Annotated in this window: 17 protein-coding genes and 1 pseudogene; 14 read left to right on the top strand and 4 right to left on the bottom strand. The window is 73.2% G+C overall.

What is annotated here, in order from left to right:
- Nucleotides 1-217 precede the first annotated feature (217 nt).
- From OYE22_RS03115 to OYE22_RS03060, 12 genes and pseudogenes are all read left to right on the top strand, one after another.
- Complete coding sequence (locus OYE22_RS03115) at nucleotides 218-1876, top strand: catalase (protein WP_277318963.1); 1659 nt, start codon at nucleotides 218-220, stop codon at nucleotides 1874-1876.
- 263 nt (nucleotides 1877-2139) lie between these two features.
- A complete protein-coding gene (locus OYE22_RS03110; protein ID WP_277318962.1) occupies nucleotides 2140-3342 on the top strand; it encodes a hypothetical protein in 1203 nt (400 codons plus the stop codon).
- A gap of 14 nt (nucleotides 3343-3356) precedes the next feature.
- Entirely contained in the window at nucleotides 3357-3950 is a 594-nt protein-coding gene (locus tag OYE22_RS03105; RefSeq protein ID WP_277318961.1) for a hemerythrin domain-containing protein, read from the top strand.
- Between the two features lie 259 nt (nucleotides 3951-4209).
- Nucleotides 4210-5718, top strand: coding sequence for a carboxylesterase family protein (locus tag OYE22_RS03100; protein ID WP_277318960.1), 1509 nt, complete (start codon nucleotides 4210-4212; stop codon nucleotides 5716-5718).
- Between the two features lie 117 nt (nucleotides 5719-5835).
- The gene (locus OYE22_RS03095; protein ID WP_277318959.1) at nucleotides 5836-6774 is read left to right on the top strand and encodes a cyclase family protein; all 939 of its coding nucleotides are present in this window, start codon (nucleotides 5836-5838) and stop codon (nucleotides 6772-6774) included.
- A gap of 236 nt (nucleotides 6775-7010) precedes the next feature.
- Nucleotides 7011-7478, top strand: coding sequence for a hypothetical protein (locus tag OYE22_RS03090; RefSeq protein ID WP_277318958.1), 468 nt, complete (start codon nucleotides 7011-7013; stop codon nucleotides 7476-7478).
- A gap of 118 nt (nucleotides 7479-7596) precedes the next feature.
- A pseudogene (locus OYE22_RS03085) lies at nucleotides 7597-7863 on the top strand (winged helix DNA-binding protein); the annotation flags it as partial.
- Nucleotides 7864-8047: 184 nt separating this feature from the next.
- Entirely contained in the window at nucleotides 8048-8512 is a 465-nt protein-coding gene (locus OYE22_RS03080) for a hypothetical protein (protein WP_277318957.1), read from the top strand.
- 55 nt (nucleotides 8513-8567) lie between these two features.
- Nucleotides 8568-9209, top strand: coding sequence for a hypothetical protein (locus OYE22_RS03075; protein WP_277318956.1), 642 nt, complete (start codon nucleotides 8568-8570; stop codon nucleotides 9207-9209).
- Nucleotides 9210-9411: 202 nt separating this feature from the next.
- Entirely contained in the window at nucleotides 9412-11091 is a 1680-nt protein-coding gene (locus OYE22_RS03070; protein WP_277318955.1) for a hydantoinase/oxoprolinase N-terminal domain-containing protein, read from the top strand.
- Entirely contained in the window at nucleotides 11088-12194 is a 1107-nt protein-coding gene (locus OYE22_RS03065) for a DUF917 domain-containing protein (RefSeq protein ID WP_277318954.1), read from the top strand. The genes OYE22_RS03070 and OYE22_RS03065 overlap by 4 nt, the downstream gene beginning before the upstream one ends.
- Nucleotides 12191-13792 carry a helix-turn-helix domain-containing protein gene (locus OYE22_RS03060; protein ID WP_277318953.1) on the top strand — a complete coding sequence of 534 codons (1602 nt, stop codon included), beginning with the start codon at nucleotides 12191-12193 and terminating at the stop codon, nucleotides 13790-13792. The genes OYE22_RS03065 and OYE22_RS03060 overlap by 4 nt, the downstream gene beginning before the upstream one ends.
- Nucleotides 13793-13902: 110 nt before the next feature.
- Here the strand turns inward: OYE22_RS03060 and OYE22_RS03055 are convergent, their stop codons facing one another.
- The 4 genes from OYE22_RS03055 to OYE22_RS03040 all read right to left on the bottom strand — a co-directional run bounded on the left by OYE22_RS03055 (nucleotide 13903) and on the right by OYE22_RS03040 (nucleotide 20080).
- Nucleotides 13903-15579 (bottom strand): hydantoinase B/oxoprolinase family protein, encoded by a 1677-nt coding sequence (locus tag OYE22_RS03055; protein WP_277318952.1) that lies wholly within the window; start codon nucleotides 15577-15579, stop codon nucleotides 13903-13905.
- Nucleotides 15579-17621: a hydantoinase/oxoprolinase family protein gene (locus OYE22_RS03050; RefSeq protein WP_277318951.1), complete on the bottom strand. Its 2043-nt coding sequence runs from the start codon at nucleotides 17619-17621 to the stop codon at nucleotides 15579-15581. The genes OYE22_RS03055 and OYE22_RS03050 overlap by 1 nt, the downstream gene beginning before the upstream one ends.
- A 252-nt stretch (nucleotides 17622-17873) precedes the next feature.
- A complete protein-coding gene (locus tag OYE22_RS03045) occupies nucleotides 17874-18377 on the bottom strand; it encodes a nuclear transport factor 2 family protein (RefSeq protein WP_277318950.1) in 504 nt (167 codons plus the stop codon).
- Between the two features lie 569 nt (nucleotides 18378-18946).
- Nucleotides 18947-20080: an MFS transporter gene (locus OYE22_RS03040; protein WP_277318949.1), complete on the bottom strand. Its 1134-nt coding sequence runs from the start codon at nucleotides 20078-20080 to the stop codon at nucleotides 18947-18949.
- 164 nt (nucleotides 20081-20244) lie between these two features.
- Here OYE22_RS03040 and OYE22_RS03035 point away from each other — a divergent pair, with 164 nt between their 5' ends.
- On the top strand, nucleotides 20245-20616 hold the full coding sequence (locus OYE22_RS03035) for a MerR family transcriptional regulator (protein WP_277318948.1): 372 nt from the start codon (nucleotides 20245-20247) through the stop codon (nucleotides 20614-20616).
- Between the two features lie 473 nt (nucleotides 20617-21089).
- Nucleotides 21090-22397, top strand: a complete 1308-nt coding sequence (locus OYE22_RS03030) for a phytase (RefSeq protein ID WP_277318947.1) — start codon at nucleotides 21090-21092, stop codon at nucleotides 22395-22397.
- The last annotated feature ends 140 nt before the right edge of the window (nucleotides 22398-22537 follow it).

Genomic DNA, 22537 nt, shown 5'->3' with positions numbered 1-22537 from the left:
CGGCGTGTCCCCGGAATGCGGACCCCGGCCCGCTGGCGCAGCCTTGCGGTAAGCCCAGGGCCGGGTGCCGGCCTCCTGCGCGCGCGGGCAGGCGCGCGGGCTCACCTCCGCTGCGCCATCGCGGACGAAGTGGGTACTGGAACGGAACCACCCTGCCCGTACGCCTCCCGGCACGCGGGCGTACGGGCGCACGGACACTCGCCGAGGAGCCAAAGGCATGACCGACGTTTCCAGCTTGGGTTCACCCGAGGACGACCCCCAGACGGTACTCACCGACCGGCAGGGCCATCCGATCTACGACAACCAGAACCAGCGCACGGTGGGCGCCCGCGGCCCGGCCACCCTGGAGAACTACCACTTCCTGGAGAAGATCAGCCACTTCGACCGGGAGCGCATCCCGGAGCGCGTCGTGCACGCCCGGGGCGTCACCTCCTACGGCTACTTCGAGGCGTACGGGGCCTGGGGTGACGAGCCGATCAGCCAGTACACCCGGGCCAAGCTGTTCCAGGAGCGCGGCAAGCGCACCGACGTGGCCGTGCGGTTCTCCACGGTCATCGGCGGTCGCGACTCGTCGGAGGCGGCCCGCGACCCGCGCGGCTTCGCCGTGAAGTTCTACACCGAGGACGGCAACTGGGACCTGGTCGGCAACAACCTCGGGGTCTTCTTCATCCGGGACGCCGTGAAGTTCCCCGACGTCATCCACGCCCTCAAGCCCGACCCGGTCTCCCACGAGCAGAAGCCCGCCCGCATCTTCGACTTCATGTCGCAGACGCCGGAGTGCATGCACATGCTGGTCAACCTGTTCAGCCCGCGCGGCATCCCGGCGGACTACCGGCACATGCAGGGCTTCGGGGTGAACACCTACAAGTGGGTCGACGCCGAGGGCCAGACCGTTCTGGTCAAGTACCACTGGATGCCCAAGCAGGGCGTGCGCAGCATGACCGAGGAGGACGCGGCGAACGTCCAGGCGGGTGAGCTGGGCCACGCGACGAAGGACCTGTACGAGGCCATCGGCCGGGGCGAGTACCCCGAGTGGGAACTGCTCGTGCAGATCATGGCCGACGGCGACCACCCCGAGCTGGACTTCGACCCGCTGGACGACACCAAGACCTGGCCCGAGCAGCTCTTCCCGCCCAAGCCCGTCGGCCGGCTGGTGCTCGACCGCACGGTCGACAACTACTACGCGGAGAACGAGCAGATCGCCTTCGGTACCGGCGTCCTCGTCGACGGCCTCGACTTCTCCGACGACAAGATGCTCGTCGGGCGGACGTTCTCCTACAGCGACACCCAGCGCTACCGCGTCGGCCCCAACTACCTGCAACTGCCGGTCAACCAGGCCAAGAACGCGGAGGTGCGCACCAACCAGCGGGACGGGTTCATGGCCTACGACAACCGCGCGGCCAACGCGAACCCCGAGGTCAACTACGAGCCGTCGATCACCGGTGGGTTGCACGAGGGCCAGTACCCGACCCACGACGACCAGGGGCCGGAGATCAGGGGCCGGCTGACCCGCAAGCGCATCGCGCTCACCAACGACTACCAGCAGGCCGGCCAGCGCTACCTGTTGCTGGAGGACTGGGAGCGCGACGACCTGGTCACCAACTTCGTCAACCTCATCTCCCAGTGCGACCGCCGGGTGCAGGAACGCATGGTCTGGCACTTCCTATTGGTCGAGAACGACCTCGGCCTGCGGGTCGGCAAGGGCCTGGGCATCGGGCCCTCCGACGTGACCCACCTGGAACCGCTGCCCGGCCAGAGCCTGACGGACGAGGACCGCGAACGCCTGAGCCGGCTGGGTGACAACCCGCCGCGCGACGTGTCCGGACTCACCATGACCCACTGCGTCCCCAACAAGCGCCACGTGGTGACCCGGTAACCACCCACCAGCCGCCGCTGGCCCGCCCCGTGCCGCCCCGCGCCGCGACGGGGCGGGCCAGCGGCGTCAGGCCGCACGACCGGGTGACCCGGCCAGGCGGGGGTGCGGGCCGGTCGAGTGACGTCGACGTGGTCCGAGGGCATGGCAGCGAGCCCGGGGGGTCGGCCAGGCCGAGGATGGCCCGGCGTCCCCACACTCCGCCGGTTCCGCCGGGCGTTCGCGGGTACTTCGGAGATTCCGCCCCACACCACGAGGAGATCCAGGTGTCGTTCAACCCGTTGGAGCATCGAGGAATCCCGCTGGATCGCCAGGTCAGGAGTTGGCGCGAGCTGAACGTCGAACCGATCGACCCGGACCACTGTGACCCGTACACCCGCTGCCGCGTCATCACCATGAACGGCATCGAGGTCGAGGCCATCATGTTCAGCCACCAGTTGGCCCGCCACACGAAGGACCCCGAGGTCAAGCGGCAACTGGCACGGACGCGCTACGTCGAGGCACAGCAGCAGAAGGCGGTCAACTGGCTGCTCCCCGGGGTGTCGTCGGTGCTGGAGACGACGATCGCCTACGAACAGGTGGCCGTGGACCTGACGGCCTGGGTGGCACGGATGGAGCCCGACCCGTACCTGAAGCAGGCGTACCAGTTCGGCGTGCTGGAGGATTTCGACCACCTGTACCGGTACGCGAACCTGTACGAGATGATCGAGCACCGCAAGGCGGAGGCGATCGTCGACGGCCTCACGGAGGTCATGCCGGGCCGTCCCACCCGGCTCCACCACCGCAACCCGGTGGACAACGTCCGCGACCCCTACGACCGCACGCGCACCGACCCGCTCTCCAAGCTGCACGCGCTGACGATCCTCTCCGCCGAGCAGCAGACGATGAACTTCTACATGAACACCGGCCCCACCTACATGGAGCCGATCGCCCGACAGCTCTACCAGGAGATCGGGCTCATCGAGGAGGAGCACGTCACGCACTACGAGTCGCTGGTCGACCCGGGGGAGACGTGGTGGGAGCAGCTCGTCAACCACGAGTACAACGAGTGCTACCTGTACTACTCCTTCATGGAGCAGGAGAGCGACCCGAAGGTCAAGGCGCTGTGGGAGCTGCACCTGAACATGGAACTGGAGCACCTGCACATCGCCTGCGACCTGATGCGTCGCCACGACAACCGCGACCCGGCCGAGGTGCTGGCCCCCGAGCTGCCCAACGTGCTCACCTTCGAGCCGAACAAGGGATACCTCCGGGAACTGCTCGCCACCCAGATCGACCTCACCACCCTGGGCGCCGGGTACGTCCGTGAGGCACACGAACGGTTCGAGGAGATGCAGGCACAGATCCACGGGGGCGAGGCCGCGCCGAGCGACCGGGTCATGGACCAGCACCAGGAGATGTTCGGCCGCCAGTACCGCCTGGAGACCGAGGGTGAGCACCCGGTCGCCGCACTGCCCGAGAACCAGTGAGGGGCGATCCCGCCATGTCACACACCCACACACCGCACGCCGGCGACGACAACGCCGCCGACACCGACGTGGTCACGCTCCTCATGCGTCAGCACGGCGACATCCGCAACCTCTTCGACGAGGTCGAGGCGTCGACCGGGGAGGACCGCAAGGACGCCTTCCGGCGCCTGGTACGCCTGCTCGCCGTGCACGAGACGGCTGAGGAGGAGGTGGTCCACCCCTTCGCCCGCCGCGCGTTTCCCGGCGCCGAGGAGGTCGTCGACGAGCGCCTGGCCGAGGAGCACAAGGCCAAGGAGAGCCTGGCGGCCCTGGAGGACCTGGACACCGAGGACCCGGGGTTCCTCCCCCGGCTGCGCGCGCTCCGCGAGAGCGTTCAGACCCACGCCAGGGCCGAGGAGCGGTACGAGTTCACCCACATCCGCCGCAGTGCCGACACCGCGCGCCTGGCCTCCATGGCCAAGGGCGTCAAGGCGGCCGAGGCCATGGCCCCGACCCGCCCGCACCCCGGCGTCGAGTCCAGAGCGGCCAACATGGCCCTCGGGCCCGTCGCGGCACTGATGGACCGCACGAAGGACGCCGTACGCAAGGCCATGGGCAAGGACGGCTGACCCGAGCGCCGGCTTCGCGGCGGCGCCACGCCCGGCTCGGACGGCTGAGCGCCGCCGCGCGGCCCCCCGCGACCGCGCGCACGGGGCCGCGCGGTCGCGGGGCCGGCCCGCGGGCCCTTCGGCCCACGTGCCGGCCCACACTCCGGCGTACGGCCGGGCGCCCGGGCATGTGCCCTGGTCAGCGGCGTAAATGCGTTGCCCGTCGGTGAGCGCGTGGTGAGGATGGCGGAGACAGACCAGTCTCCTCCGTGAGGGCCGTATGTACGTCATCCCCACCACCGCAGGCTCGGTACGCGGACGCCGGAAGGGAGGGGTCGCGGCTTTCGCGGGCATCCCGTACGCGGCGCCGCCGTTCGGGCCGCGCCGGCTGCTACCGCCGCAGCCACCCGAACCGTGGTCGGGCGTGCGCGACGCGTTCGCCCCCGGCCCGTCCGCGCCCCAACCCGGCTACCATCCCGCGCTGGTCGACCTGCTGGGGGAGCCGGGGGAGGTGGGCGAGGACTGTCTGAGCCTCAACGTGTGGACGCCGTCCCCGGGCCGGGCCGAGGGCGGGCTGCCGGTCATGGTCTGGGTCCACGGCGGCGCGTTCCGCAACGGCGCCGGCTCGCTGCCCAGCTACGACGGGGCGCGGCTCGCCGCGGACGGCGTCGTCTGCGTCACCCTCAACTACCGGCTCGGCGCCGAGGGGTTCCTGCTGCTGCCCGACGGCACGAGCAACCTGGGTCTGCTGGACCAGATCGCCGCGCTGGAATGGGTCCGGGACAACATCGCCGGCTTCGGCGGCGACCCCGACAACGTCACCGTCTTCGGCCAGTCCGCCGGCGCCATCAGCATCACCGCGCTCCTGGCCATGCCCCGGGCCCGCGGGCTGTTCCGCCGCGTGATCACGCAGAGCGGCGCCGGCCACCACAGCCACCCGGAACACATCGCCCGGCGCGTCACCGAGCGGCTCGCCGCCCTGGCCGGCGTGGCGCCGACGCGCGAGGCGCTGGCGGCCGTTCCGCCCGAGCGGCTCGTCGCCGCCGACGCCGCCCTGAGCCGGGAGATCGCGCAGGACACGGACCCGGCGCGGTGGGGCGAGTCGGCGGGCGGCGGCACCACCGTGCTGCCCGTGGTGGACGGGGCGACCCTCCCCGAGCGTGCGATCGACGCCATCGCCGCCGGCGCGGGCCGCGACATCGACGTGCTCACCGGAACGACCTCCGACGAGTTCCGGCTCTTCCTCGTCCCGCTGGGGATCACGCCGCGCATCACGGACGAGGTACTGCACGGCTTCCTCGCCGGTTTCGGCCTCGACCCCGACCACGCCCGCGCTGTCTACGCCGCCGCGCGCCCCGGGGCCTGCCCCGGTGACCTGTTCTCGGCCGTCATGACCGACCACGCCTACCGCGTCCCCGCCGTCCGCGTCGCCGAGGCGCGCGCCGCCTCGGGAGCGGAGACCTTCGTGTACGAGTTCACCCGGCCGTCCCCCGCCATGGACGGCGTCCTGGGGGCGTGCCACATGGCGGAGATCGGCTTCGTCTTCGGCAACCTCGACGACCCGCTCGTCGGGCCCGACGCCCCGCGCGACCTCTCCGACCGGATGCGCGCGGCCTGGACCTCCTTCGCCCGCACCGGCCGCCCCGACGCCGTGACCAGCGAGGAAGCGGCGCCATCCTGGCCCGTGTACGGCGCGCGGCGGTCGGTCATGCTCCTGGGTGGCTCCGCGCCCGCCGTGTGCGAGGACCCCGCCGCGGACGCGCGCGAACTCTGGACGGGCCGGCGCTGAGGCGGGGGAGCCGAGCCGGTGGGCGCCGCCGCGCCCACCGGCTCGGACCCGGCCGGCGCGGTGGCGGGTATCGGAAACACGCTTGTCCACGGGCCGTCCCGCACGGAGGATCGGATCATGGACGAGAGCGCTGAGCAGTGGCGAATACGGTTCGACGCGGAGGTGACCTTCAGTAACGAAGGCGGTCTCCAGACACGGGGCTTCCTGCTGGACGTCCCAGCGCCGGACATCGACGACCGGGAACTGGCTGACCTGTTCGTCCGCGAACTCGGCCTCCTCATGGTGGCCGAGGTGCGGATCAGCGGGCGCGAGGCGGTGCGTCAGGCGCACCGGGGGCTGCGGAGCGCGGCCGACGCGCGCGGGATCACGGGAGGGCGCGGGGCTGCGGACCGCCGGTTCGTGGAACTCAGCCACACCGTGCGGCACGGCATGACCACCTACCCCGGCCTGCCGGGCCCCGAGATCGGCGACCACCTCTCGCGGCGGGCCTCGCGCGACCACTACGCGCCGGGAACCGAGTTCGCCATCGGCCGCATCACGATGGTCTCCAACACCGGCACCTACCTCGACAGCCCGTTCCACCGCTTCCCCGACGGGACCGACCTCGCCGGCCTGCCGCTGGAGAAGCTGGCCGACCTGGACGGGGTGGTCGTGCGGGTGGTGGGCCACGAAGGACGTGCGCTGGACCGCGAGACGCTGCTGCCGTACGACGTCGCCGGCCGGGCCGTGCTGGTCCACACCGGCTGGGCGCGGCACTGGGGCACCGAGGCGTACGGGAGCGGCCACCCGTTCCTGACCGCCGCGGCCGCCGACTGGCTGGTCGAACAGGGGGCCGCCCTCGTCGGCATCGACTCCCTCAACATCGACGACACGGACGACGGCGCCCGCCCCGCGCACACCGCGCTGCTCGCGGCCGGCATCCCCGTCGTGGAGCACCTGCGCGGCCTGGAACACCTGCCCCCGCGCGGCTTCCGCTTCCACGCCGTGCCGCCGCCCGTCGAGGGCATGGGCACCTTCCCGGTACGCGCCTACGCCCTGCTCGACACGGACGGCTGACCTACCCCGAGCCACGGCGGGCCCTCGCACCGGGGCCCGCCCGGCGCCCCCCGAGTGCCCGGCGCCCTCCCGAGGTCCCGGTGGCTGATTACCCCCGGTTCCCCCGATCCTCCCGAATCCACCGAATCCGCACCGGGGCCGCGCGCCGTGCCGTACGGTCGGGAGACGTCGAGGACGGCATCGGCCCGGGGCCCGGAGGCGCGGAACCCCGTACGGTGCCGGAAGGAGGGACGGTCGTGGCGGACCAGGAGGACCCGCACGAGGTGGCGTTGGCGCGCTACCGGCTCTACGTGGACACGCTCCGCGCCCGCATGCCCAAGGAACAGTTCGACCTCCTCATGCAGGTGATCCGGATGTGGGCCGAGCACGGCGGCGGCACCATCCGGCTCAGTCTGGACGGCCCGGAGAAGGAACTGTTCACCCAGGCCATGCAGCAGGAGTTGCTCAACCTCATGGGGTTGATCGGAGCGCTCGAACCAGGCCACGAGGACCGCGCCGACCACGTGGTGGCCCAGCTCGGGGACGGCGAACACGCCAAGGGCGCCATGTCGTTGGTGCCCCCCGACGTCGCCGCGGACCCGGAACGCCTGCGCGCCATGCGCGACCGCCTCGACGCCCAGCAGCGCCAGCGCGTCCTCGACCGGCAGGAAGTGGAGAACATCGCCCGCGCCTCGGGCATGCCGACGACCACCGACGACACCTGACGGCCGGCGTGGGCGCCGGCCGCGTGGGCCGGCGCCGTCGCACCGTGCGACCTGGCCGGGGCGGTGCGCTCAACGGGCCCAGGGGGATCTTCTCGTCGCTGCCCGGCACCACGGCCTGGCCACCGGCCAGATCATCGACGACCTGGAGAGGCGGGGGTACGTCGAGCGCCAGCCGCACCCCGCCGGCGGGCGGCGCAAGCTCGTCGTGCTGACGGCGAAGGCGCGGGAGCACCTGACGGTGGCCGGAAGAATCCTGCACGAGCAGGAAGCGCAACTGGCCGACCGGCTCGACGAGGTGGGCCTGCGGGTACCGCGCGCCGAACTCGCGGCCATCATCCGCATCATGGCCGGCGACTCGATCCCGCCCCTGCGCCCCGTCTGGTGACGGCAGTGCGGCGATCGGCACGCCTGCACGCCAACCGTGCCGCCGCGCCGCTTAGCCCGCGCCGCGGCAGGACCGTACGATGCGGACGACGCACCACCCCGCAGCGGACACGGCCCGAAGGGCGCCCCCACCCGGGCGGTGACGCGGTGTCGGACGCGCTGGACCACATGGTTGAGGAGCTGTCGTGAGACGACCCATCGCCCGCGTGACCGGAAGCGCGCCCTTCCGTTGGCTCTTCGTTCTGATCGCCACCGCGCTGCTCACGGTCTCGGCCAGCGGTTGCGGCGCCCTGGCGGACGAGCCCGCCGCCTTCGGTGGCCTGGTCTCCCTGCACCGGGAGGGCGGTTACGCGGGCCGCTGGGACCAGGTCACCGTGTACGACGACGGCACCCTGCGTACCGAGCACCAGGGCGCCAGCGGCGGCCAGGACCGGCTCACCGGCCAGGAACTGAGCCGACTGCGGGCCCTGCTGCGCGAGGTGGAGTGCGCCGACCTGCCGCGGCGCAGCGTCAGCGACATCGGCGGCGACCGGTACGTGTACCGGCTCACGCATCGCGGACACACCATCACCACCGACCAGTCCCGGAAGCTCGGTGCCGTGGATGAGGTCATCGACCTGCTCGACCCCCGGCTGGCTCCAGGCCGGTGACGGGGCGCCCGGGCTGACCCGCCCTCGTCGAGCGGGCGTGGGGGAGGATGCCGGGATGACTGACGGGATGAGCAACCACCAGAACACTGCGGCGGCCTGGGGCCGTCTGACCGCCTGGCTGAAGGAGCACGCCCCGCTCTCGTACGCGTCGCTGCTCCCGCCCGCCCCGGAGCGGGCCATCGAGGCCGCCGACGCCCGACTGAGGCGGCACGCGAACTTCGGGCTTCCCACGGAGCTGGCCGCGTTGTGGCGGCTGTGTGGTGGTGTGGAGCACCAGTACATCGAGGCCAACGAGGAGGAAGGCGAGGTCGGCTCGGGGGCGTTCCTGCCGGGTGGGGTTCTGCTCGGTCCGGCGGAGGCGCTCGGGCCACGGCTGCCCGAGGTCGGCCGTCGCGACGTGTGGGGCGCCCCGGTGGTGCCGTGGCTGACCCGCGACGAGGCGGGCCCCGAGTCCGGGCACTACGTGGGCGGGGCCGGCGTCGGCTCCTGGTCGCTCCCCGACGACCTGGCCTTCGACCAGCCCGACTACCCGTCGATCGCCGGCTACCTCGACGCCGTGCACCGCACGCTCACCGAGGGGCCGGCCGACGCCATGGGCCCGGACGTGCCCGGCCTAGTGTGGGGATGCCTCGTCTGGGACGACCCGAAGGCGCCGCTGCTGGACGACGCGCTGGAGCACTGGCGGCCCGTCCACTGACGCGGGGGTGGGCCGGGCCCACCCGGCTCACGCGGGCCCGGTCGCGGGCGACCGCCATCGCGGCGTACCAGGTCAGCCCCGTATCGAAAGGTACGATCGCCCGCACCGGGCGGGACGGGGAGGCAACGGAAACGGGCAGGGAGAGGCGGCGCGCGGCGGCATGCGAGTGGGAGTCAGGTGGGGGCCCGACGGGTGTTCCGCCGTGCTGCTGAGCGGCTCCCGGGTGCTCGCCGCCGCGCGGGCTCCCGGGCGCGGGCGGACGGTCCTGACCCGGGTGTTGGCCGAGGTGTGCGGCGCGCACGCCGCGGCCGTACGGCATGTCACCTTCGACGTCGGGCCCGCCCTGCTGGCGGCGGTGCGGGAGCCGGCCGACGGGCCGGAGCAGGGGGCGGGTGAGGGCGCCGCGCGTACCGTTCCGGTGGTCGCGGTGCGGATCGCGCCCCGGCCGGCCCGGCACCCCGCCCTGGCCCGGCACCCGTCTGCGCCGATCGCCGGGCTGGTGGCGCGTTCGGTCACCCTGCCGGGCGGTCACGACCTGCTGGGGCGCGAGCTGGCCGCGCTGGACGACGCGCGGGTCGGGGAGCTCGCGGACGAGCTGGCCGCGAGCGGTGTGCGCGCCGTCGCCGTCGCCGCCTGCGGATCGCTGGCCGCGCCGGCCCACGAACGGGCGGTGGGTGAACGGCTGTTGGCGGCCGCCCCGGGCCTGCGGATCTCGCTCTCCCACGAGTTCGGCGGCCAGGACCTGGCGGGCCGGGAGGCGTCGGCCGTGCTGAACGCGGCGCTCGCCGACGTCGCCGAGGAGGTGCTCGGCGCCTGCGAGGCCGCCGCCGGCCGGGTCGTGCCACGGGCCCAGCACGGCGTCGCGCGCGGGGACGGCGGCCGTACCCCGCTGGCCAGGGCGCGGACGCTGCCGGTCGTGGCCGTGGGCGCGGCCGAGGCCGCGGCGCTGTTGGGCGCGGCGCGCCTGGCGGGGCTTGAGCGGTGCCGGGTGCTGCTGCCGGGGTCGGAGGGCGCGCTGCTCGGCGAGGTCCGCAACGGGGTACCGCTGGTGCGGCCGGGACGGGTTCCGGGCTGGGGCGTGCGCCTCTCGGTGCCGATGGCGATCCTCTCCGCGAAGGGCACGGCCCTGGACGGGATCGGCGGCGGCGCTGCCGACAGCGCGGATGCCGATGCCGGTAACGGTGATGGTGCTGAGGCCGGTGCCGGTGACGGCGGCGAGCCGCCGACGGTGGTGGTCGCCGCCGGGGACGGGCATCCCGCGCACCCCGCCCCGGCCGCCGGCCCCGTCGCCGCGCCCGGGCCGGTCTGCGACGCCGGTGGCGGAACGAGCGGCGGCCACCGGGTGGCGTGCCGCGACGACCGGGTGTCGTTGTCGCCACCGGCCGACCTGGCGCTGATCGGAACCGCGCTGTGTCCACCCATGGCCTGGGTCGACGAGGTCGTACAGGTCAAGGATGCCCGCGAGTTGGCGGCGGTGCGGCGGGACGCGGAGCAGCGCACCATCGCGATGGTCACCGCGCAGGGCGCGGCGCCGGGAAGCGCGCGGCTGGTGGAAACCACCGTGGTCGCGCTGCCGTTCAGCCCGGCCGGCACGATACGGGTCCACCTGCGGGCCGTCGGCGAGGCCGAGCCGTGGACCGCTGGCGAAGCCGCCGCCAGGGACGGTGAACCAGCGGGGGCCGGCGCCGACGGCGAGCGGGTTGCCGGCGGGCCGGCCGGGGGCGAGTCCAGCGACGGTGCCGACGCGGTGGTGGCCTCGCGTCCGGCCGGTGAGGCGCCAGCGGCCCGCGATGTGGGGGAGGGGCGCGAGGCGGGCGAGGGTCGCGGTGCGCGGGCCGCCGGGGGCGCGCCCGCCGGCCGGCGTCCTCGGAGGTCCGAGTGACGGCGCGCGGCGTGGAGCCGGTGCGGGCCATCGGCGCCGAAGACGTGTCCACGCTGTGGGCGGGCGCGCAGTTCTACGCCCCCGCCTTCGGCGACGACGGCGCCGAGGGCCTGCGGGAGTGGGTGACCGCGCTGCTGGCCGAACACGGCCCCGTCCCGCTGGTGCGTGCCGAGGCCCTGCCGCCCGACACCCGGTGCGCCGCGCTCGGCCTGGTCGGTTCGGGCACGGCGCTGGCCGAACTGCCGCCCGTCGGGGACGAGTTCACCACGGCTCTCAGCGGGCTTGAGCGGCGGCTCGGCCAGCGGGTGGAGGCCGTCTTCCCGCTCGCCGCCGCAGCCCTCAACGCCCTGACGCCGCTGGTGGCGGCCTGTCTGCGCGGGCTGCCGCTGATCGACAGCGACGGCATGGGGCGGGTCTTCCCGCTGGTGCAGTACACCTCGCTGCACCTGGCGGGCCTTCCGGTCGGCCCGGTGTGCGCGGCGGGGCCGGCCGGCGAGAGCCTGACCGTGGAGGCCGCGTCCGCCGACCGGGTGGAGACGATGCTGCGGGCCCAGGTCCACCTGATGGGCGGCTGGGCGGCGACCGCCAGCTACCCGTGCGACGCCGCCGAACTGCGCGGCGCCGGCCTGCACGGCACGGTGTCCCGGCTGCTGGCCGCGGGGCGTGTCCTGCGCGCGGGGGGCCCGGTGGACCGGACGGTCAGCCGGTTGTCGGCCGTCACCGGCTGCCGCAGCGTGGGGCGGGGCCGGGTGGTCGAGGTCGAGCAGCTCACCCGGCCGATGGAATGGGCCCAGCCCGCACACGCCTCGACGGTGCTGGTGGCCGAGTCCGGCGGCGCGGGGAGGTTGCTCCAACTGGAGTTGCAGAACGACATCCTGCTGGTCCTCGCCGACGGAGCGCTGACGGCGGCCGTACCGGACGTGATCTGCTTGCTGGATGCCGTACGGGGCGGCGTCGTCGGCCTGGACAGCCTGGGCGGTGGTGAGGTGGTGGAGGTGTTGGTGATGCCGGCCGCGCCGGTCTGGTACTCCCCGGCGGGGCTCGCGCTGGCGGGCCCGCGCGCCTTCGGCCTGCCGGTCGAGCACCCCCGGGTGGCCCGGTGAGGGCGCACCCGACCGGCCCGCCGGCCAGGCTCACGGTGGCCGAGATGCTGACCGTCGGGGCGCTGCGCGACGCCGAGGAGGTGTTCCTGGCCGACGGCGGCGGCCCGGTGGAACACCTGGTGCTGGCCGGGGAGCTGCCGAGGCTGCGCGAGCTGGCGCCGAACACCGTGGTGGTGCTGCACGGCGAGGCGGCGAGCGGCGGCTGGTCGCTGGCCAGCGCCCTGCACATGGCCTGGGAGCGCCACGCCGCGGCGGTGGTCACCCCGCGGGTCGCGCTGAGCCGCTCCGCCGCGCTGTTGGCGCGGCGGCTGGGCATCACCGTGCTCGCCGTCGACCGGGACCCGGTGGAGGTGGCGCTCGCCCTGGCCGCCGAGGTGGCGCGGCCCGAGGCGGAACGCGCCCGCCGGGTGGCCGCCTGCGCCGAACTGCTGGCGCGCGAGTCCACGGTGCGCGGCGTGCTGGGCGTGCTGAACGCGGAGTTGGCGGGCGTTCCGGTGGCCCTGCTCGTGGACGGCGGCCTCGTCGCCGGCCGCGCCGCCGCCCTGCGGCCCGGCCGTGGCCTGACCGACGTACGGGTGGACGTTCCCGGGCCGGCCGGGCGGCGCTGGGCCGAGTTGGTGGCCGCCGTGCCCGAGCCGTCGGACGGCTACGCCGAGTACGTGCCCACGCTGCTGCGGCTGGCACGGGCCCCGCTGCTGGCGGCCTCGGCCCGCCGGCGCATCGAGACGGCCCGGCGCACCGCCCGGGAGCAGGCGGCCTTCGGGCTGCTGCGGGAGAGCGTCGAGCACGGACGGGCGGCGGACGGGGCGCCACCGGCCGCCGGTACGCGGCCTCCGCCCGACCGGGAGCCGCCGGTGTGGACCAGCGAACTGGGGTGGCGCGTCGAAGGGGTCAACACGGCGTTGTGGATCGCCGACCCCTCCGGTGCCCAGGACCCGCCGGCACCGGAGCGGACCACGATGGTGCGGGCGGCGTGGGCCGATCGCCTGCCGGACCTGCCGCTCGTCGCCGACCAGGGCGGCTGGCTGAGCTGGTGGAACCAGCCGCGTGACACGCCGGGCGGCGGCCCGCCCAAGCGGCTGCGCGCCCTCGTCGGCGACGTCGCCCGCGAGCACGGCGCCGTGGTCGGCGTCGGCTCACCGCTGCCGGGGGCCGCCGGGCTGCTGCGCTCGCTGCGCGAGGCCCGGTTGGCCGCGGGCGCCGCGGCGGCCGACGGGCCGGGCGGGGTACGGGAGTTCGGCGCGTCGGGGGTGGCCGCCGCGCTGGCCGCGTTGCCGGTGGACCACCTGGTGTCCGTCGCCGACCTGGTGTTCCCGGCCCTGGCCGACGTCCGCGACCGGGAGCAGATCGTACGGACCGTGCTGGCCGTGCTTGACCACGGCGGCTCGCTCAACCGGGCCGCGACGCGGCTCGGGGTGCACCGCAACACGGTGCTGGCCCGGTTGAAGCGGGCCCAGGAGGTCGGCCTGGCGTACGACGACCCGGCCAGCCGGCTCGCCGTGCACGTGCTGTGCCACGCGCTGGCGGCCGGCAGGCCGGGCGAGGCCCGACAGCCGGACGCGCCACCGCCCGACACCGGGCCGGGCCGGAGCACGTAGCCGGCCGAACGGTTGGCGCGACGCCGAGGCGGGGCAGGGCGACGCGGGGCGGGCGCCCGACGGCGGTCCCGCCGCCCCGGGCGTCCGCCCCGCGCGGGCTCGACGCGGTGTCAGTCGCCGACGCCGTACTGGCGCAGCGCCGCCTCCGGGCTGACGTACCGGTCGGCGACGTCGGCGCGTACCGCCTCCGCGTCCCGCTCGGCCGGGTCGCCGAAGCCGCCTCCGCCGCCGGTGGCGCACCGTACGACGTCGCCCTGGGCCAGCTTCAGGCCGTTGGCCTTGAGCAGCCGGCGCTCGTCGGGGCGGCCCGGGTTGATGACGACGTCGGGGCCGACCGCGTCGGCGCCGCCGAACAGGCCCCAGGCGGGCTGCCGGGAGCGCTCGAACCACAGCGACACGGTGCAGTCGGCCAGCGCCTCGTACTCGCGGACGACGCCGTTGCCGCCGCGCCACCGGCCGGCGCCACCGCTGTCCGGGCGCATGCCGTAGGAGGTGACGCGGAACGGGTAGCGGGTCTCGAAGACCTCGATCGGCACGTCCTTGAGCGAGCCGTTGACGTTGTTGATGAGCGCGCTCTCGCCGTCCGAGCCCCGCCAGGCCCCCCAACCGCCGAGCGTGGCCTCCAGGCTGACGTACTCCCGGGCCACGCGCGGGTCGAAGCCCGCGAGCAGCACGATCATCGAGTCGCCGTGGCTGGCCGCCGCGACGCGCTCGGGCACGGCCGGCGCCAGCGCGCGGCCGACCATGTCGATGAGCAGCCCGAGGTGGGAGAAGTACCACTGGCAGGCGGCGGGGGCCTTGGCGCCGAGTACCGAGCCCTCCCGCACCTGGGTGGTCATGGTGCGGAACGAGCCGCCGTTGCCCGGCACGTCCGGGCTCACCAGCAGCTTGTAGCCGACCCGCAGGGCCGAGACCGCCTGCGAGACGCCGCAGTTGACGGGCCCGGTCGTCTGGTCGGCCGAGTCGGTGACGTCGAAGTCGATGGTGTCGCCGGCGACCGTGATCCGCAGCCTGATCGGCACCGGTGTCGCCAGGTCGACGCCGTCGTTGTCCAGCACGCCGTCGGCCGTGTACACGCCGTCCGGGATGGCGGCGACCACCTCGCGCTCCAGCACCTCGGTCTGCCGGAAGATCTCGGCGCTGGCGCCCTCCAGGGTGTCCAGGCCGAATCGGTCCACGATCTCCGTCAGCCTGGCCGAGCCCATCTGGATGCAGGCGATCATCGCGTGCATGTCGCCCGTGGTGGGGTACGGGAAGCGGACGTTGGTGCTGATCGTGTCGATGATCTCGCGGACGAACTCGCCTCCCGACACCAGCTTCTGCGGGCCCAGCCGCAGCCCCTCCTGGAAGATGTTGACCGAGTCCATCGAGCCGCCGGGGTCCTTGGACCCCACGTCGATCCAGTGCGCCCGGGAGGCCGTGAAGCCGATCAGGCGGTCGTCGTGGAAGACCGGCCCGAAGATGGTGACGTCGTTGAGGTGGGTGCCGCCCAGGTAGCTGTCGTTGAGGATCCACACGTCCCCCGGCTGCCACACCTCCCGCCCGAAGCGCTCCTCGGTGGCCAGCGTGCAGGTCTCCAGGTTGCCGAGGAAGATGGGCAGCCCCGCCGACTGTCCGAGCACCTGGTGCTGGGCGTCGAGGAGCGCGACCACGCAGTCGCCGCACTCGTAGATGATGGGCGTGTACGCGGAGCGGATGAGCGTCGCGTTCATGTCCTCCGCCGCCGAGTTGAGCGCGCTGCGGATGATCTCGACGGTTACCGGGTCGACTGCCGTGGTGGTGGTCATCACTTGCCCTTCACTCGGATGATCAGTGAGCCGATCTCGTCCACGCTCACGTCGTACCCGGGCGGCACGACGCTGGTGGCGGTGGCCTCGACGATGACCGCCGGCCCCTCGAAGCGGTGCCCCGCCCGCAGGTCGTCGCGGTGCACGACGATGGACTCGGTCTCCCGGCCGCCGAAGACGACCGGGCGGGTGCGGTGCGGGAAGTCAGGTCCGTCGGCCTTCTCCAGCGGCTCGGGCTCAGCGCGGCCCAGGTCGCCGAGGGCGGTGCTGCGCAGGGTGACGAACTCGATCGGCGCCCCGGGGTTGGCGTGCCCGTAGCGGCTGTGGTGCATCGCGGCGAAGCGCTCGGCCATCACCGCCCGGAAGTCCTCCCGCCGGGGCTCGGCCGCGTCGGTGAGCGGCACGGTGAGGGTGTACTCCTGGGCCGCGTAGCGGATGTCCACGGCGTGCTGGACGGTGCGCTGGTCCGCGACGACACCCTCACCGGCCAGCGAGGCCAGGCCCTCCTCCTCCATCGCGGCGAGCCTGGCGGCCATGTCGCCGCTGGCCAGGTCCTCGTCGAGGAAGAAGTACGGCTCCGAGAAGTCCTTGCGGATCTGCGTCTGGAGCATGCCCCAGGCCGAGAACGCGCCGGGGAACCGGGGCACGATCGTCTCGGCGATGCCCAGTTCGCGGGCGAGGAAGACCGCGTGCATGGGGCCGGCGCCGCCGAAGGCGACCAGGCTGAAGTCGCGCGGCTCGATGCCACGGGAGACGGTGATGGTGCGGATGGCCTGCGCCATCTTGGAGTTGGCGACGTCGCAGATGCCCTCGGCCATGGCGGTGGTGCCCAGGCCCAGTTCGCCGGCGAGCCGGTCGACGGCGCTGACCGCCGCCTCCTGGTCCAGCGTCATCCGGCCGGCGGCGAAGCCCTCCGGGTCGACCCGGCCGAGCACCAGGTTGGCGTCGGTGACGGTCGGTTCGGTGCCGCCCCGCCCGTAGCAGGCGGGCCCCGGGCTCGCGCCCGCCGAGCGCGGGCCCACCCGCAGCCCGCCCGCCTCGGCGTACGCGACGGACCCGCCGCCCGCCCCGACGGTGTGAATGTTGACCACGCTCATCAGCATCGGCAGGCCCTCGAGCCGGGCCTCGGCGGCGACGTCCGGCTCCCCGTCCACGATGAGCGACACGTCGAAGGAGGTGCCGCCCATGTCGACGCCGATGAGGTTGGGCCGGTCGGTCACCCGGGCCAGTTCGTGGGAGCTCATCGCCCCGCCGACCGGGCCCGACAGCAGCGTCTGGAGCGGGCGCCGCCGCGCGGACTGTGCGGTCAGCACACCGCCGGAGGACTGCATGACGTGCAGCGGGACGGCCAGCCCGCCTTGGCGCAGCTCCTCCTCCAGGCGGCTGAGGTACTGGCGGACCACGGGCCCGGTGTAGCTCTCGATCACGGCGGACGAGGTGCGCTCGTACTCGCGCCACTCCTTGGCCGCCTCGTGCGAGAGCGAGACCGTGAAGTCCTCGCCCAGTTCCTCGGCGACGATCTCCCGGGCCCGCAGCTCGTGCGCCGGGTTCTTGTAGCTGAACAGGAAGGCGACGGCGATCGCGCCGTGTCCCTCGCGCCGCGCCCGACGCGCGGCGTGCCGTACGGCCTCCTCGTCCAGCGGCCGCACCTGCGAGCCGTCCTGCGCGAGGCGCCCACCGATCGCCACCACGTCCCGACGCGGGACCAGCGGCTCCGGCTTGCGGTAGTGCACGTCGTACAACCGCGTCCGCGGGCCGCGGGCGATGTGGTACGTGTCCTCGGCCCCCTCGGTGGCGAGCAGCAGAACGCGCACGCCGCGCCGCTCCAGGAAGGCGTTGAGCCCCTGGGTGGTGCCGTGCACCATGAAGCTGATGTCGCCGGGGGAGTCGACGACCGACGCCAGCCCGGACAGGACGCCACGGCTCAGGTCGTCCGGCGTCGTGGACGCCTTGGTCGCGGCGAACCGGCCGGTCTCCTCGTCGTAGGTGACGACATCGGTGAACGTTCCTCCGATGTCCATGGACACGCGGTAGCGGGTCATGAACCCTCCTTGAGTGCGGAACCTGCTCCGCAAGCTAGAAGGTGCCCCGGGGCGCGACCATGTGCCCGCCGCACAACAGACCGGGCCTCACCCGTGCGCCGCGCACTCCCGCGCCGGACGCTCGTACGGACGTCCGGCGGCGGCCGCGCCGGCACGGGGGCGACCAGCCCGGGGCTTGGCCGCCCCGCGCGACGGGCGCACGGGACATACGGGACGCGCGGGGCCCGTGCCCCGCGCCGGTGGGCGGTGCGGTCAGCCGGCGGCCTGCTGGTCCTCGTGCAGGTGCGTGATGAGCCAGCGCCCGTCGGCGCGCCGCAGCACGGCGGTGTTGCGCAATAGCGCCGACGGCCGGTCGTGGTAGTCGACGCGCACCCAGTGCCGGCACACGGCCAACTCCCCGAAGACGTCAATGACCTGGTCGTACGCGGTCAGCCCGGCCTCGACCGGGCCGCCACCGTCACCCTCGGCGGTGGGCCGCCCCGCGCGTATGCGGTCGAGATCCGGCTTGCCGAGCAGGAGTTGCGGTGTGGCCGAGTCCCAGATGGTGGCCTCGGGGTCGAGATGGATGTCGATCCGGGCCCGGTCGCCCGACAGGTACGCCTCGTACATGTCGGTGAACACCGCCCACACGGCGGCGAGGTCGGCGGCCGCACCGCCAGGGCGCGCGGCGCTGTGGGCTTCCCCGGACGGCGTGGTCGGGGTGGTCGGCGTGGGTGGTACGGGCGGGGTGGTCGGTTCGGGCGGTACGGAGGGCATGGCTGGCACCTGTCGTCGGGGTTTCGGGATTTTCGGGGATTCGGCGGGCCCGTCGCGAAGCGGGGCGGCCGATGGCTGCGGCGCGGCGGCCCGGATGGACGGCCCGCGTCGTCGGCCGCGTCCCCGTTCCGGTCTGTGGGGGGCTGGCCACCGCACGCGCAGGCCGGGCCGGTGACGGGTGCGGTCGGGGGGGGCCGGCGATCTGTGAATCCGTCGGCTTAGCGTACCCAGCTTCGTGTCAGCGGTCCGCTAGTCGACTAGCGGACCCGCAGGGTAGGAGTACTGTCGATCGCCAGCAGGGGCCTGGCGGCCTTCGTTGATCTTCTCTCTGCGCCCGGCGGCCGCGGCGGCCAGTACATCCCGCGCTTCGGCCCGACGGCCCAGGCCAAGTGGCTGCGCGCCAGTGCCGCTCGGATCAGGCCACGTTGACCACCGAGCAACGTCACGGCGCTGACGGGTGCATCCGCTACCTGCGCACCAAGCGCGAGTTCCCGCACTTCGCGAAGGCCCTCGCCAGCGGCCGACCCATTCGAAGTCATGGCATTTCATGGGTCGCGAGCAGTGGTGGTCTAGCGGCTGCCGAGTTCTCCCCTGGTGAACCCGTATTGGTGTGCCGCGAGCACAGTGGCGAGTGCGGGGACGAGCAGTGCGAGCGCGACCCAACTCAGCCAGGACGCGTCCCATCCGCTGAGGACGAGGCCTCCGATGATGCCGCCACCGGCGATTCCGACGTTCCATCCGGTGGTGAGGAGTGCTTGGGCGACATCGCCTGCGTCGCCTGCTGCTTCGGCGACCGCGGTCTGCAACAGGGTGGAGGTGCCGCCGAACGCGAGCCCCCAGAGCTCCGCGCTGGCGTAGACGAGCGCGGGCACGCCGGAGAAGACGCCGAGCAGCAGCGCGCATGTCGCGAACAGCACACACGCGATGATCATGAGGAGGCGCAGGCGCCGGTGGACGAGCGCTCCGGCGATCCAGATGCTTACCAGCGACACCAGGCCGAAGGTGAGCAGCACGGCGTCGACTTGACCTGCCATGTCGAGCGGCTTGAGGAACGAGGCGATGTAGGTGTAGAGGAGGCTGTGGGCGAGCACGAACGTGAGGGTCACGAAGAGCACGGGCGCTACGCCGGGAATGCGAAGGGTACGGGTGAGCGGGAGCCGTGAGCCCTTGGGTTGTCCGGGGAAGTTCGGTACCGCCGCGATGACCCACACGATCAACGCGAGCGTGAGGACGGTCATGATCCCGAACGCGTATCGCCACTCGACGAGCTTGGCCAGAAACGCCGCGGCAGGAACTCCGACGGACAGGGCGACGATTGCGCCCCCCATCGCGATCGCCATTGCCTTGCCGCGCTGATGTGAGGGAACCATCCGTACCGCGTATCCGGCCAACAGCGCCCAGAGCAATCCGCCGACGATGCCGCCGAGGCACCGGGCGACTAGCGTGAATGCGAAGTTATCGGAAAGCGCGGTGACGGTGTTGGCGATCACGAGTCCCGCGATCGCCACCAGCAGCAGGTGTCGGCGCGGCCAGCCGATCGTCGCCTTGGTGAGCGGGATCGCGGCAAGGATCGCCCCGATCGCGAAAACGGTCACGCTCTGCCCGGCGGTGCTCTCGCTGACACCCAGGTCTCGACTCATCTCGGGGAGCACCCCGGCGGGCATCGTCTCGGTCAGGAGCGTGATGAACCCGGTGGTGGCCAAGGCCAGAAGACCCGCCAGCGGGAGCCGGGCGTTCGTTGTCGAGCGAGGTAGCAGAGTGTCTGGTCGTGTCATAACCTCACCATCGATGGGTGACATCAATGTGAAGGTCAACTCGGTGTGCGCCGAGTCACAGAACGTCAGCCACAGAGGGCGAGGAGAGGGATATGCGGATCGGTGAGCTGTCGACGCGCACCCGGACTCCGATGAGGTTGCTGCGCTACTACGAGGAGCAGGAACTGATCGAGGCGAATCGACTGCCCAACGGATACCGGGACTACGAGGAGTACGTCGTCGACCGGGTTCTCCAGGTACGGGGCCTGCTCGATGCCGGGCTACCCACACGGATCATCAAGCAGATCCTGCCCTGCCTGAACACCCCCCGCACGATCCACATGCCCTACGTCACGCCAGACATGGTCGCAACGCTCGAACGTGAACGCGATCGCATGGCCGAGAAAATCGAATGTCTCACCAAGAACCACCAAGCCATCACCGACTACCTCGACGCCGCGCGCCGCAATATCCGAGCTTCCTAACCGGTGCCGGGTCTGCTGAGCTGTTTGCCAGCCACTCGGTCAGCTTCTCCGCATCCGCGACCGGACACTCCCGAAACCCGAAATGCTTCCGGGCCCGTCGTACCCGCCATCACCGTTCCCATGGGACGAGTGGCTGTAGGCGAAGCACAGTCCAGACAGTGGGCTGACGATGAGGGCGACGGGCTTACCAACCCATGCCTCGCCAAGTCCGCAGGTCAAGCCCCACACACGCCACGTACACCAAACGGACGGGAACGGGGCTCCGGGCGGTGCCCGTCGCCCCCCGGTCGCCCCCACGGGCCGGCGGGGCTCGGGAAGCCGGCTGCTGGCGCCGGTCCCGTACCGACTACCGGCTCGCGGAGGCCAGCCGTTCACGTCCTGGCCAGCTTGAACTCCCTTCACCGGACGCGAGGCTTCACGGTGCGACCAGAAGGTGGATTCGTCATGTTCGCGACATGAAAGGACTCCGCTCCATGGCTCAGACCCGCGCAGCCCACTCACGCCTTGGCCGACTCGCCCTCACCGCCGCCCTCGTGGCGCTCGCCGCGACCGTGTCCGCCCCGGGCGCCCACGCTGCCGGGCTCCCCTCGGTCGTCCCGGTCGCGGAGACCCCCGCGCTCCACGACGACGAGGCGGGCGGCAACGCCGACGCCGACGACCCGGCCATCTGGCGCAACGCCGCCGGCCCGGACCGCAGCCTGGTCATCGCCACCGCGAAGGAGGGCGGGCTGCGCGTGTACGACCTGGACGCGCGCGAGGTGCAGTCCGTGCCGGCGCCCACGCCGCCCGGCCCGGACGACGCCCCCGGCCGGTTCAACAACGTCGACCTCGTGCACGGCCTGCGGCTGTCGACCGGCCGCGCGGACCTGGCCGTCACCAGCGACCGGGGCAACGACCGGCTGCGGGTCTACCGCGTCGACCCGCGCCACGCCGGTGGCCCGCTGGTCGACGTGACCGACCCGAAGGCGCCGCCCGTCTTCTCCGCCTCCCAGCAGGAGATCAACGAGCAGCGCACCACCTACGGCCTCGCGACATGTCCCGACCCCGCCACCGGCCGCGGCTACGCACTGGTCAGCCAGCGCGAGCGGACCCGCATCGGACTCCTCGAACTGACCGCTAACCCCGACGGCACGGTCGGCTATCGCCCGGTGCGCACGCTCGACCTGCCGGCCAGCTTCCGGCTGCCGAACGGCACCGACTGGTCCCCGTGCGCCGAGCCGGGCGAACTGCCGCAGGTCGAGGGCATGGTCGTGGACCCGGCCAACGGCACGCTGTATGCCGGGCAGGAGGACGTCGGCATCTGGCGGCTGCGCGCCGACCTGACCGGCACGCCGCACCTGGTGGACAAGGTGCGCGAGTACGGCGTACTCGGCACGTACGACGAGGAGAGCGAGGAGTGCGTGGCGGGCGCCGACCCCGGTTACGGCGGTGAGCGCCTGGCGGCCGACGTCGAGGGCCTGACGTTGCTGCGTGAGGCGGACGGCGACGGCTACCTGCTGGCCTCCAGCCAGGGCGACGACACCTTCGCCGCCTACGACCGCGAACTGTCCGACCGCAACGAGTACGAGGGCGGCTTCCGCGTCGGCGCGGCCTCCGCCACGCTGGACGGTTCGCAGGAGTGCGACGGTGCGGCGGTGCTCAACGAACCGCTGGGCCGCCGGTTCCCGCACGGCCTGCTCGTCGTCCAGGACGGCCACGACACGCCGGGTGCTACTGAACGCCCCTCCACCAACTTCAAGTTCGTGGACCTGGGCCGGGTGCTCGACGCGCTCGACGACTGACCAACGGGTTACGGGCTACGAGCTACGGGCCGGACGTCGCCTCGCCGACCAGCGTGCCGACCAGCACACCGACCCGTGCGCCGGGCCGGTCGGCGGGGCGTACCGGCCGGCCGCCGACAACCGCCGGCCGGCGCCTCGCG

This window comes from Streptomyces sp. 71268 (assembly GCF_029392895.1).
In the GTDB taxonomy this organism is placed as follows: domain Bacteria; phylum Actinomycetota; class Actinomycetes; order Streptomycetales; family Streptomycetaceae; genus Streptomyces.
This window is presented reverse-complemented; position numbering and strand designations above follow the sequence as displayed.

What these genes read in the sequence shown, in the direction of transcription:
- OYE22_RS03050 (WP_277318951.1), bottom strand. Translation starts at nt 17,621, where the DNA reads ATGACCCGCTACCGCGTGTCCATGGACATCGGAGGAACGTTCACCGAT.
- OYE22_RS03115 (WP_277318963.1), top strand. Translation starts at nt 218, where the DNA reads ATGACCGACGTTTCCAGCTTGGGTTCACCCGAGGACGACCCCCAGACG.
- OYE22_RS03075 (WP_277318956.1), top strand. Translation starts at nt 8,568, where the DNA reads ATGACTGACGGGATGAGCAACCACCAGAACACTGCGGCGGCCTGGGGC.
- OYE22_RS03035 (WP_277318948.1), top strand. Translation starts at nt 20,245, where the DNA reads ATGCGGATCGGTGAGCTGTCGACGCGCACCCGGACTCCGATGAGGTTG.
- OYE22_RS03095 (WP_277318959.1), top strand. Translation starts at nt 5,836, where the DNA reads ATGGACGAGAGCGCTGAGCAGTGGCGAATACGGTTCGACGCGGAGGTG.
- OYE22_RS03045 (WP_277318950.1), bottom strand. Translation starts at nt 18,377, where the DNA reads ATGCCCTCCGTACCGCCCGAACCGACCACCCCGCCCGTACCACCCACG.
- OYE22_RS03105 (WP_277318961.1), top strand. Translation starts at nt 3,357, where the DNA reads ATGTCACACACCCACACACCGCACGCCGGCGACGACAACGCCGCCGAC.
- OYE22_RS03030 (WP_277318947.1), top strand. Translation starts at nt 21,090, where the DNA reads ATGGCTCAGACCCGCGCAGCCCACTCACGCCTTGGCCGACTCGCCCTC.
- OYE22_RS03100 (WP_277318960.1), top strand. Translation starts at nt 4,210, where the DNA reads ATGTACGTCATCCCCACCACCGCAGGCTCGGTACGCGGACGCCGGAAG.
- OYE22_RS03055 (WP_277318952.1), bottom strand. Translation starts at nt 15,579, where the DNA reads ATGACCACCACCACGGCAGTCGACCCGGTAACCGTCGAGATCATCCGC.